General features: G+C 65.3%; 11 protein-coding genes. 5 read left to right on the top strand and 6 right to left on the bottom strand.

The features are described from left to right. Positions 1 to 125: 125 nt before the first annotated feature. Positions 126 to 470, top strand: coding sequence for an inorganic pyrophosphatase (locus HMPREF3086_RS18230; protein ID WP_061917816.1), 345 nt, complete (start codon positions 126 to 128; stop codon positions 468 to 470). Between the two features lie 134 nt (positions 471 to 604). On the opposite strand, the gene HMPREF3086_RS16675 is transcribed toward HMPREF3086_RS18230, so the two are convergent. After that, entirely contained in the window at positions 605 to 994 is a 390-nt protein-coding gene (locus tag HMPREF3086_RS16675) for an SOS response-associated peptidase family protein (protein WP_210401893.1), read from the bottom strand. Positions 995 to 1,268: 274 nt separating this feature from the next. Between HMPREF3086_RS16675 and rpsT the strand changes: the two genes are divergently transcribed. The 4 genes from rpsT (at position 1,269) to HMPREF3086_RS16695 (ending at position 5,866) form a co-directional block, all read left to right on the top strand. Beyond that, the gene (gene rpsT, locus HMPREF3086_RS16680) at positions 1,269 to 1,529 is read left to right on the top strand and encodes a 30S ribosomal protein S20 (protein ID WP_070723011.1); all 261 of its coding nucleotides are present in this window, start codon (positions 1,269 to 1,271) and stop codon (positions 1,527 to 1,529) included. A gap of 350 nt (positions 1,530 to 1,879) precedes the next feature. Next, on the top strand, positions 1,880 to 2,866 hold the full coding sequence (locus HMPREF3086_RS16685) for a PGN_0703 family putative restriction endonuclease (protein ID WP_141764142.1): 987 nt from the start codon (positions 1,880 to 1,882) through the stop codon (positions 2,864 to 2,866). Positions 2,867 to 3,168: 302 nt separating this feature from the next. Beyond that, positions 3,169 to 4,044, top strand: a complete 876-nt coding sequence (locus HMPREF3086_RS16690) for a DNA-methyltransferase (protein WP_168169114.1) — start codon at positions 3,169 to 3,171, stop codon at positions 4,042 to 4,044. 58 nt (positions 4,045 to 4,102) lie between these two features. Next, positions 4,103 to 5,866, top strand: a complete 1,764-nt coding sequence (locus HMPREF3086_RS16695) for an AAA family ATPase (RefSeq protein ID WP_083324503.1) — start codon at positions 4,103 to 4,105, stop codon at positions 5,864 to 5,866. 6 nt (positions 5,867 to 5,872) lie between these two features. Here HMPREF3086_RS16695 and HMPREF3086_RS16700 read toward each other — a convergent pair whose 3' ends face one another. The 5 genes from HMPREF3086_RS16700 to HMPREF3086_RS18715 form a co-directional block, all read right to left on the bottom strand. Further along, positions 5,873 to 7,333, bottom strand: coding sequence for a DUF2357 domain-containing protein (locus tag HMPREF3086_RS16700; RefSeq protein ID WP_141764143.1), 1,461 nt, complete (start codon positions 7,331 to 7,333; stop codon positions 5,873 to 5,875). A 607-nt stretch (positions 7,334 to 7,940) separates the two neighbouring features. Then, on the bottom strand, positions 7,941 to 8,144 hold the full coding sequence (locus HMPREF3086_RS16705) for a type I restriction-modification system subunit M N-terminal domain-containing protein (RefSeq protein WP_070723019.1): 204 nt from the start codon (positions 8,142 to 8,144) through the stop codon (positions 7,941 to 7,943). Positions 8,145 to 8,296: 152 nt separating this feature from the next. After that, on the bottom strand, positions 8,297 to 9,385 hold the full coding sequence (locus HMPREF3086_RS19985) for an ImmA/IrrE family metallo-endopeptidase (RefSeq protein WP_070723020.1): 1,089 nt from the start codon (positions 9,383 to 9,385) through the stop codon (positions 8,297 to 8,299). Next, positions 9,315 to 9,953, bottom strand: a complete 639-nt coding sequence (locus HMPREF3086_RS18710; protein ID WP_141764144.1) for a hypothetical protein — start codon at positions 9,951 to 9,953, stop codon at positions 9,315 to 9,317. The genes HMPREF3086_RS19985 and HMPREF3086_RS18710 overlap by 71 nt, the downstream gene beginning before the upstream one ends. A 285-nt stretch (positions 9,954 to 10,238) precedes the next feature. Continuing rightward, a complete protein-coding gene (locus HMPREF3086_RS18715) occupies positions 10,239 to 10,607 on the bottom strand; it encodes a hypothetical protein (RefSeq protein ID WP_141764145.1) in 369 nt (122 codons plus the stop codon). Between the last annotated feature and the right edge of the window lie 327 nt (positions 10,608 to 10,934).

Consider the following 10,934-nt stretch of genomic DNA (forward strand, 5'->3'; position numbering starts at 1 on the left):
CAGGGGCTCGATCCGCTCCCACTGCTCATCTGTGAACTGGCGAAACCGTGACCTTGTTTGCCCCATACGGCCACGGTCTCGCGGCGCACCGTTCAGCTTCGGGCGCCACGCCCTAGATTCACTACATGGCAGCCGTCGACATCTTCTCCGCCCTGGAACACCTTGCAGCCACCAGTCGTCTTGTCATCGACCGCCCCAGGGGAACACCACACCCTCGCTACGGCGAGGCGATCTATCCGCTGGACTACGGATATCTAGACGGCACCAGCAGTGGCGACGGTGACGGCATCGACGTGTTCGTGGGGTCGCTGATGCCACGCAGGGTCACTGCGGTCTTGATGACAGTAGATCCTGGCAAGCGAGACCTCGAAGTCAAGGTTCTTCTCGGCTGCACAGCAGCGGAATCAGAAACTGTACGCCACTTCGTCCAACGAGAGCTGGGCTTGGGTTGCCACCTCGTAATGAGCTAGATAGCTCACGTCACGGCGGTCGCCACTCACCTATGGGAGACACGCCCTAGGTGACCTGAGGCGACTGGCCAGCCACCCCCGCCGCTACCGCAACGGCGCAGACGGCAAACCCCGCTACCGCCAGGGGCGAACCGTCATCGATCACCACCACCGCGAGTAACCGCCTCGATCAGGCCGGCATCGCGACGGTCCAAGGTACGGACGTTGTCGACAGCCCGCGATATCGGACGGGTCTGGAGAGTCGACGCCACCGTCCGGGACTCGGCTTCTAGCAGGTCGAGCAGCCTGCTGGCCTCGTTCTTGGCGACCTTCTCCGGGGCCAGCCGGGTGGCCCACGCGGCCGGGGTAGGGAAGGCCGGCATCCGATCGTGCACCGCGCCGGCCGCATCCTCGCCGGCAGCCCACACCGTTGCCGCTACGGTTCCGGTCACCGCTGAGTCGACATCGCTTTCCTGGGGCGCGGTATCGAAAAGGTCGAACAATCCCTGGGAGCGATGCAGCGTAGTACGGCGACCAGATGTCATTTCGAGGAGAGCGACAGTCGGGTGGCCGAGTGGGCGGCGACCTAGTTGTACCCGGCCTGGACGTTGGTAGCGGTGAGCCGGGGGTCGACCCGGGCGTGGACACAGTGGGCGCGGAGGGCATTGTCCCGCGTTTGGTCGGTGACATCGCCGCTGGTATAATTGTCCGTCTGTGTCCATCGGACCACGTTCTGCGTGTCCGCGAGGACGAGAGAAACGACATCAGCTCGGCGGGTCCTCCAGAGGAGCCGTCGACAGCCGACCAAAGGTGTGACGAGTGGCCAACATCAAGTCCCAGATCAAGCGGAACCGCACCAACGAGCGCAACCGCCTCCGCAACCAGTCGACCAAGTCGGCCCTGCGTTCCGCCATCCGCAACCTCCGCGAGGCCACCGAGGCCGGCGACAAGGAGAAGGCCGGCGCCCTGCTCGTCGCCACGTCGCGTCAGCTCGACAAGGCCGCCACCAAGGGTGTCATCCACCAGAACCAGGCCGCCAACAAGAAGTCGGCGCTCGCCAAGGCAGTCGGCACGCTCTGAGTCCGCACCCGCTCTCACCTTTCTGAGCGTCGAGCCCCGCGGCGGCGACCGCCGCGACGAGGCTCCGAGGACCCACCCCGCACCATGCGTGCACGGGTGGGTCCTTGTCGTTCAGTGGGTCTGCCGCCAGGCATTCGGTGCCGGGTAGAGCCGCAGCGTGACCGTGGCCGGATGTGTCATGTCGGAGGACATCACACAGTACGACGACCAGATCGACCTTTCTGGCGCTCTGCGCCTCAGTAGCGACAGGAACGGGCGCAAGCGAACCGGGGAGGGACGTAGCCTGCTGTTAAAGCACCGAAGCTGGACCCTGTGATGCTCGACGAACAACCCGGAGGAGCCACGACCCGATGGAATTGGATCTCGGGCCTCAGAATCCCGGCGACGGGCCGCTCATCCGCCGAGTTCGGCTCCACCAGTCCTGGTATCGAGCCGCGGTCCTGGGGCTGAGCCGCTGGGGATCAACAAGGGGAAGATCAGCCAAGGAGCTGGGAAGTGTCCTCACCGATGGTGATGTGGCGGCAGGGCTTAATTTCGGATCGCCGAGCGCATTCAGATTGTATAAGACGCGTCACTCGGAGGGCTGGGGCATCGATCCGCGCTGTTCCGCGTACATGACCTCGAGCCAGGCGATGACCATCAATCTGTTCGGCCTGCTCGGGCAGGACGACGCCTGGCTCCTGGAGTGCCTTAAAACCTGGCTCGGACGCCCGGACCTCAGGCGGATCGAGAGCGTGGAGCTGGAGTTCGCCCCCGCCCGGCGCAGCCTCCATCTCAACGACCAGACGCGAATCGACGTGCTCGTTGTCGCCGCAAGCGACTTGGGCACCGAGGTCATCGCGGTCGAGGTCAAGTACGCTGACCGCTTCAACAGCAGGCTTGTGGACATCTCGACCTCTCCCTACCGTGAGCTGGCCAGACGGGCCGGGCTCTGGGTGGACGCTGCAAAGGTGCTCTGCGGTCGACGTGTGAACCAACTAGCTCGGGTCCACGCCCTGGCCGCCTCGTACAGCATCTCGCTGGGCGTCTCCGCGCCGGCGTCCCTGCTCGTGCTGTCGCATGAGATGGATGCCAGCGCCGCCGATGTGGTCGAGGAGTATCGAATGCTGGTGGACGGGCCCCTGGTGCACCACGCGAATCTTCGGAATGCGTGCCGCTCCGTCGTTGACGCAGCGCCGCCCCGTTACGGCTCCGCCGCGCGCGATCTGGACGTGCGCTACGGGTCCGAAGCCGGAAGCGCGAGCATCGCGCGTTCCATGGGGTATGGATCGGACGAAGTCAGCTCTGCGGCTCGACTCCGACCGGATAGCGACCGGTCGCTGTCGCCCACGCGATGATCTCCCGCCGGTCCCAGATGTCGCCGGACCGAAGCCGCCTCACCGGTTGCGGGAAGTGCCGGTGCCGAACCTTCCAGACGTTCACGGTGTTCGAGTCGATGCCCAGCAGTTCGCCGATCTCAGCAGGGCCGACGAGGTGCTCGGCGAGAGCTCTCAGCTCGGGATCGGGGACGTTCGACACGTTCCAGCCTACGGCCGGTGGCCGCGAGGACTCGCCGCGACACACTGGGGCGGAGTTCGACGCTCCGTCGGAGATGTCTTACACTGGTGGAATGTCGGTACCTTCTGTGAGCCTGTCCTCTGTGTATGACGACGACTTTGAACAAGAGGACCCGCTGTACGCCTCGGGCAAGCGCGAGAGCGGCACGTCGTGGACGATCCTCAATGGTGACAGCAAAGAGGTCGCTAGCAGGCTCGAGCCCGCTTCGGTCAACTGCGTCATCACGAGCCCTCCCTACTACTGGCAGCGCGACTACGAGGTCGACGGCCAGTTCGGGCTCGAGCCCACGATCGACGGCTACGTCGAGAACCTCCGCGCGACGTTCGCTGCGATCAGACCGGCTCTGACCGCAGACGGCGTCGTGTTTCTCAACCTCGGTGACACCTACTACAGCGCCAAGGGTAGGCCGCACGGCAAGGACGACAAGCACCGCAGCCGCCGACTGCCTGGCCTGCGCGCGGTAGACGGTCCCGGGCTCGGGCTTCCCCGGAAGTCCCTTATCGGCATCCCTTGGCGCGTGGCGCTGGCCATGCAAGAGGACGGGTGGACCCTGCGGAGCACCATCATTTGGGTGCGCAAGTCCGCGATCCCGGAGCCGACGAGCAAGGACCGCCCCTGGCGCAAGTACGAGCACATCTTCCTCTTCTCCAAGTCGCCGCGCTACTTCTTCGACCGCGAGGGGCTCGACGGCGAGGAAGACGTGTGGTTCATCGAGCCGGACCGCAAGTCGCTCGCGCGCGGCACGCACTACGCGCCGTATCCGCGGAAGCTGGTGGAGCGCTGCATCGCGGCCGGGTGCCCGGAGGGCGGGACAGTTCTCGACCCCTTCGTCGGCGGCGGGACCACGATGTACGTCGCCGACGAGATGAACCGGTCTTCAGTCGGGATCGAGCTCAACCCGGACTTCTGCGCGCTCATCTCGGACAATATGGAGCAGCTCGGCAACGTGACCGACTGATCGGGGACGCACCGCGTCGCTCACAGCGGGGAGGAAGCCCGCCAAGTACCTTAAGTTTGTGCCGTATGTACCTGCTCAACTGCTCCTCGACGCCGTCAACGCTATTGAAGGGGTCCACGCCCTGACAATCGTGACGCTGCCGGCGCTTCTCCGCGAGGCGAAGCGTCAGAACGTCGACCCCACGACGACTCAGGTCCCGTACGGCGGCAGAGTCGAAGAACAGTACCTCAAGGATTTCTACGAGCTTCCCGGGGCGCCCGACCCCCATCGCCCGTACCGGGCCATCTGGAGCGACGACACTCCTTGGCAGACACGGAAGTTCACCGGCGGCGGCCTCCAGCGGCAGCGCGGGCAGCGGGCAGGCCGCGGCGAGGTCCTGATCCAGCGTAAACCCGCCCAGACTGGTCTGGCAGGAGACGTCTGGGGACTGACGCCCAGCGCAGGCGCGGACCTGCTGGCCGAGACCAAGAAGCCTCTCCGCCTCGTCGACCTCGCGCTCTGGACCGGCAGGGACGTCGACACCGCGGCGATCGACGCCTCGGTCCTTAGCGCTGCCGGGCTCGGTGCGGGCTCCGACGACATCGACAAGCTCTACGCCTGGTTCAAGCACGAGTTCGGGCCCGACCGCGGCGACCTGGTCGGGACGATCTTCAGCGACGACGTCCCGACCGAGTACCGAGCCGTCCCGTTCGCCGCCGACCCGGTCTCCGACGAGACCTACCAGCAACTCGGCGTCCTCCCCCCGGCTCCTACCGTCACCGACGACCTGTCGACCGTCATCGCCAACCTGGAGACCCGGGTCGCGGCGAAGGGCTTCCAGCTCCCTCCTGGCCTCGTGGGCCGCGTGCTCACTGCCTGGCTCCGCGGCGACCTGGTCGTGCTCGTGGGCCAGCCCGGCACGGGCAAGACCCTCTTCGCCACCCTGCTGGGGAGCGCCATGGAGCAGGAGTTCGAATTGGACGCTCCGCTGATGATCCCGGTACGGGCGGACTTCGACGAGGCCGAACTGATCGGCTACGAGCGGCTCGACGGGACAGTGCACCTGCAGGACTTCGCCCGCGAGGTCCTGCTCGACGACGCGCCCCTGGAAGCTCGCGTCGTCATCTTTGAGGAGTTCAATCTGGCCTCGGTGGAGACCTACCTGTCCGCGGTGCTCGTCGCAACGCAGGAGCGGGAGCGGATCGTGCGGCTGCCGGATGGCGAGGTCGCCAACCTGCCGATCGACACCTTCGTCCTCGCGACCTGCAACTCTTTCCGCGACGAGCCCGAGACCCGCACCCGGGTGAGCTCGCCGACCAAGCGCCGGTCGACCACCATCACGATGCCGAACGTTCTCGGGGACCGATACGAGAACGATCCGTCTACTGCCGTTGCCGGCGTGGTCAAGGCTCTAATCGCTAACGAGCGCGAACGCGTGGAGGCGAGGGAGAAGGCCGGGCGCACGTCGCAGTTCGACTCGCTCCGGCTCAGTGCCCTCCGCTCCGTATCCGACATCGGCGACTTCAGTGCCGAGGCACAGGAGGCGCTGGTGGCCGTGTCGAACGCGGTCCTCGAGACAGCGAGCGGGAGATCCTGGTTCACCCTGGGGATACTGCGCGACATCGTGATGGCGCTGGTGATGTCCGGACGGGACGCCGAAGCGGAGCTGACCGCTCTTGGGAACGCTGTCGCCGACAAGATCATGCATCAGCTGCGCGGGACCCACTCCGACGTGCAACCGCTCCTCGCGGCCTCGGCGGCGCTGCCGAACGCTGAGGAGATCGGCCGCCTGATCGACCAGACGATGTCAGGTCCCTCGGACGAGCTTCTGCCGCTCCTTTAAGCCGATCTAGGCGTACGGGGGAGTTTGTAGCCGGTCCAGGACGTGCACGATCGCCTGGTCCAGGCCGTCGTCAGGACCCACCACCGGAATCTCGACGACGCTCTCGCCGTGGTCGGTGATCACCCTGGCGTCCCTCCCCACACCCGGGTATAGGATCGCCACCGCTGAGAGCCCGTAGAGGCTCTGGTACGCGGCAACCTCCTTCCGGCTGTCCTCGGAGGCGTGCCCGTCGCTGCCGATCCGGTACTTCGCATCGAGCACGGCTACCTTCCCCGTCGCCCTCTCGTGGAGCAGCAGATCGGGCCTCGACGCGTCGGGCACCGGAGTGCGTGCGCGCCACGAAGCGATGACGTCGGCCGGCGGCACCGTGTCGTAGTACAGGTCGAACCCGGGTCCCGTGAAGGCCAGCGGGGCGGATCCGAAAGCACCGGAGGTCTGGCTGAGCCCCAGCACCGACGCGACGCGATGCGCGGCGTATGCCTGGTAGATCCGGTCGGCGCTCTCGATGTAGCTGTATCGCTTGGCAGGCTCCGCACTGGCAGACCAGCCGAACCCGCAGACCGTCCTAGTGAGGTCGAAGACCTTGATGTAGCTGCGATCGGTGAACTCGGGTCCATGCCGCGGCAGGCCCAGTGCGCTCGGCTTCAGCCGGAGTGCGCCCGCCAGCGGCTGGGTCGACAGGCGTCCGACTCGCTCGCGCCAGAGCCGACACCGGGCGCGAGGCACGGCCGGGAGTTGCGCGCGCATGAGCTCGGACAGGAGCTGGCCGAGGAGGCCGAGAAGGTGCACGGCTCGGCGGTTCGCAAAGGTGTCCACCGTACGATGCCGGCGTCGGGCGACCACTCGAGTCGGGTTGTACACCTTCCCGGCGGCAGTGAGCAGCCCGCCCACCTGCTCGATCACGTTGCGCTGGGGATCGGACCTGAGGAAGCGCAGCGTCGGCACGGCGAGAACTGAGCTGCCGCCTCGGCGGCTGAGCATCCGGATGGAGACGTCATCGGTCCGCGGCGCGGCGAGGACGGTCTCGATGGCGTCCAGCGCCTCGTCCGCGTTCGCGTCGAACCAGCCGTAGACGACGTGCGGATCCAGGTAGCCACTGCCGTCCGAGAACAGCGCCTGCCCTGTCCACCCGGTGCCCAGGTTCCGGAGGTGGTCCAGCATGTGCGTGATGCCCTCGAGCCGCAGCTTGTGGTCCTCCGTGGCGAACCAGAAGACCTGCCCGTCGACCTCGATGCGGTGAAAACCCGTCGACCGGGTGTAGTCGAGGGCGAGGACGCCAGTCCGCGTGGCGGAGAGCCTGCGGTCAACGCCATCGACGCGGACCCTTCGGCTGGCGTGGCCCGTAACGCTCAGGACAATTGGCCCCGGAACGACCGTCACGGGCTCACCGGTCAGCTCGACCTCGCCTGTCCGAGCCACGACGGACACGCGGATCCGCGGTTCTGTCGGGTCAGGGTTCGAGCTCACGTTGACAGGGTACGGCGTGCGTCGTGCGACTCTGGACGTTGATCGACCGATCGCTCCTTCGAGTCGTCCATCGCATACGGGCCGTCACGCGGCTTTCGCCAGCGGTGCGACGAGCTCGTCGATCCTCGCCATCAGCGGGGCCCGGCGGGCGGGAGCGAGGTGGCCGTAGCGGTCCAGCGTGATCGACGGGCGGGCGTGTCCCATCGCCCGCGACACGGCGAGGAGGTCGGCATCCGCCTTCGAAAGGAGACCGCGGCGAAGGCGTGGCGCAGCGCGCGGGCGTTGTGGCGCGGGTCTTTACTCTGATCGGGGCGACTCAACCACTGTCCGCCGCTCAGCATTGATCCACCGAAACGGCACTCGGTGATGTCTGATACGAACGGAACGAAGGAGAATCGAAGATGCAAACCGAGCAGACATAATGAACGATCCAGAGCTTCGTGAGGCCGTGATCGCCCGTTCGGTGGGCCTATCTCGGGACGCGGCTCGGCACGGTGGGACCCCGGGCGCCGCGTGACATCCTTGGGGAGAAGCTGCTGACCGCGCTTGTCCGGCAAGGCCTGTTGCGTGAGAGAAGTAGTGCGTGCCCTCCAAGGACGAGTTCAGGCTAGCTGTTCCTCTTGGGTACACCCACCGACACCGCCTGGTCGAGGACCTTGTCGCGCGTCGGAGCCAGAACAGCATCCATCCTGCGCAGGACCAGCAGGGGGAGCATCACCGAGCCGTACTCGTGCTGTTTGAAGGTGCCCCGTAATTTGTCGGCGACCCTCCAGACGAACGTGACCTTGTCTGCGAAACCGACTGGTGTCATGACGTCCCTTCATTGGTGGAGCGGTGCGCTCACCATACGTAGGGCCAGGCCTCCGTAGTCCCGTGTGGATCAAGCACGAGCCCTCGAGGTCTACGGAAAATCTCGCCGAAACCCAATAGGCTGCCTTCAGCCGAACTGGGAACCGTTCAGTATCACCAGCATTCATGCGTGCCCGATGCCATCTCGGCTCGGGAATACTCTATGAAGCAACTGTCGCACACGGTCGGGGTTTCGGGCGCAGTGCATGTGCACCTGTTGCAGTGCGGGCACTTAAAGGCTTGGCAGCTCTCACACCGTCCACTCGACTGCCTCGTATGGAAGGTCGCCTCGCATGCCGGGTTGGAGCACTCTTGTAACGGGTAGGTCCATGTTCCTGAGCCATCAACGGTGGTAGGCCTGAGCGCGAGGAACACATACCGCTCCTCATAATCTAACGCGCCCTCGACCCAAAGATCGTCCAGCAGAGCCCCAGTTCTGTACTCAATGCCCTCGTGGAACTCCCGTCGCACTGCGGAGTCCATCGCCTCGTTGGCTACACGCGTAAACCCCTCCTGTAAGAAGCCTCGCGGAGGCTGCGGATCAGTGTACGAACTGGCGGATGAGATCACGATCCCGTCGACGTCGGCGACGGCCAGAAGCCACCGGGAACCTCGGGGGAGCATCTCTCGAACGCGCGTCATGACTGCGGAACGGGAGGCCTCGGACCTGGCGAACAGACCGGACATCACGTCAGCTGGGTGCAATGAGGCGTCGTGGAAATCACCCTCTCCAACAGGCATCAGAATCTGCGCGGCGAACTGGTCGGACACCTGCTCTTCGATCTTGAGTCGGCCCCCGTCGTCCATATCGATGAGCATGAAGCCCCACTGGTCGTGTGTTTGCTGCAGGTGGTGGCCGAGTTCGTGGAGCAGAGTGAAGTTGTCGCGACGCGATGTAGCGGGATGGAGATGGATTGTCGGCGGGGACGGACGGTAGTAACCGCCCCCGCCGCAGCCGGTGTTCACGAGCCCCTGTTCGATCTCAATCCTGAGCACGCCGCTACCGGAGAGGGTCTCTAGCGGGTCACTGGCCAGCGCCGACAGGTTGAAGGTGGTGCATTCAGCGATAAGTCGCGCGGCGATCGCTGCGGGGTCACAAGTGATTCCGAGTTCTTCCCACCCGTCCAAGGTGTCACCCGGCATTTCGGCCAGCGCGTCCGATTGCGTCGCGCAACTTAGACTCCCGCAGATTGTCGCCATCATTGCGGGCTGCAAGGGCGAACTCTCGGCGGGCGGAGCGGCGAATCGCCTCCTCTGCTATCCCTGTCTCCGCTACGCGGGCGACCACGTCTCGCTTGAATCGTGGGTGGGCGATGTCAACGACGACGTCTGAAAGTGGGTCAGATCCGGTAAGTGACCCACTTTCGACCCCGAGACGCTTAGCGAGTGCGGCGAGTTGCTCAGTGGTGATCGGCGTGGCACCGGTCATGACTGACCGCAGCTCCGGCAGTCCAAGACCCAGCACTTCGCTGACGATCCGTGCATCGCCGCCCGCCCGCTGGACCTTCGTCGACTCCAGGAATGATCCGTCCTCAGCGCCACCGTTGTTCAGACATAGCTCGGTCCAATGAGCGACCATCAGACGGTCAGCTTCGGAGTTTTCGGGATCCTCAGCGGAGGTCGACGCGAAGGCTAGACCGGGGTCGTCGTCTTCGTCCAGCGCGATAGACAGCTGACGAATGCTGTCCGGCGAGAGCAGCTGACCCAAGCTGCGATCGAGCAAGTGGTTGCCGATCCCGGTCTCCCTGGTCGGCCAAACTGTGACGGGCACACCGAGGGGGGTATCTTCCACTACGAGTCCAGGCGAGAAAGACGCTTCACTGGGAAAGGTCACCGGCCACGCAAGGGCATAGTCGGGCCGGGCGGCCGCGATTACCGCGTGCCCCACGACCTCGCCATTCCAGGATAAGACCCACAGGTCACCTACACGGACCTGCGTCCTCTGCGCACCCTTGACCCACAGCTCTCGCGCTGACACCGGTAGGTCGGCAGGCCAGTTGACTCTCACTGCTCGTCCCCTCGGTCGTTGCTGGAAAAAGAATTGCCAGAGTACACGTCATGAGTCGTACAGCCGGCTTCGGTATACCTCTCGCGCCACGTTGACCTCGTCTTCGGGGAGGCGCCCCAGGAACTCACACTTGCCAGCATGTCCCGTGACCGATTTATGAACTGGGTGGATGTAGCGGGCAGTCCACCACCCGGAGGCACCGAGGCGCGTCGCATTGATCTCGGGCATCGCTTTGCTGGGCTTATCTTCTGGCCTCGCATCGCTGGTCACGCGAGCGAGCCCCGCCCATGCGGTGTCGTTGCGGCGCTCGGCCATGCATGCCATGGGCCGGGCGGGCTTCCCGACGCGCGCCGGGTTCGCAGTGGCCTCTTTAGTCACCCAGTAGGCGTCGCCGAAAGTGGCGTGTTGTTCTGGCATACGTCGCAGTGTACAAGCGGGTACCGACAGGTCTTGACTCATCGCTCGGGGGTCGAATTGTCCTAAACGACCTGGGTGCCCGACCGGTTCAGCGCCCGTAAAGCCCGACGTCGCTCTGGGGTACACCCGTGCGGGACATGTATGCCGCCGGCGTTCTCGCTGTGTCTCAGGGTGGTTTCTAGAGTTATGAGACGCCGTCCCTTCGGGTCTAGTGTGTAGTGATACAGATTCCGGGCGGAAGGGTCCTCTGGTGGCTGATCGGATCGGGACGTTGCGGGGCCGCTCGGGTGACGGCGGCGAGGAGGTGCTGATCGTTAGCCGCGGGAG

The organism is Dietzia sp. HMSC21D01 (assembly GCF_001815995.1).
GTDB classification, from domain to species: Bacteria; Actinomycetota; Actinomycetes; order Mycobacteriales; family Mycobacteriaceae; genus Dietzia; species Dietzia cinnamea.

Bases quoted from the DNA above. Each gene is read 5' to 3' on its own strand.
- HMPREF3086_RS16675 (WP_210401893.1), bottom strand. From the start codon at position 994: ATGACATCTGGTCGCCGTACTACGCTGCATCGCTCCCAGGGATTGTTC.
- HMPREF3086_RS16685 (WP_141764142.1), top strand. From the start codon at position 1,880: ATGGAATTGGATCTCGGGCCTCAGAATCCCGGCGACGGGCCGCTCATC.
- HMPREF3086_RS16705 (WP_070723019.1), bottom strand. From the start codon at position 8,144: ATGACACCAGTCGGTTTCGCAGACAAGGTCACGTTCGTCTGGAGGGTC.
- HMPREF3086_RS18715 (WP_141764145.1), bottom strand. From the start codon at position 10,607: ATGCCAGAACAACACGCCACTTTCGGCGACGCCTACTGGGTGACTAAA.
- HMPREF3086_RS19985 (WP_070723020.1), bottom strand. From the start codon at position 9,385: ATGATGGCGACAATCTGCGGGAGTCTAAGTTGCGCGACGCAATCGGAC.
- HMPREF3086_RS18230 (WP_061917816.1), top strand. From the start codon at position 126: ATGGCAGCCGTCGACATCTTCTCCGCCCTGGAACACCTTGCAGCCACC.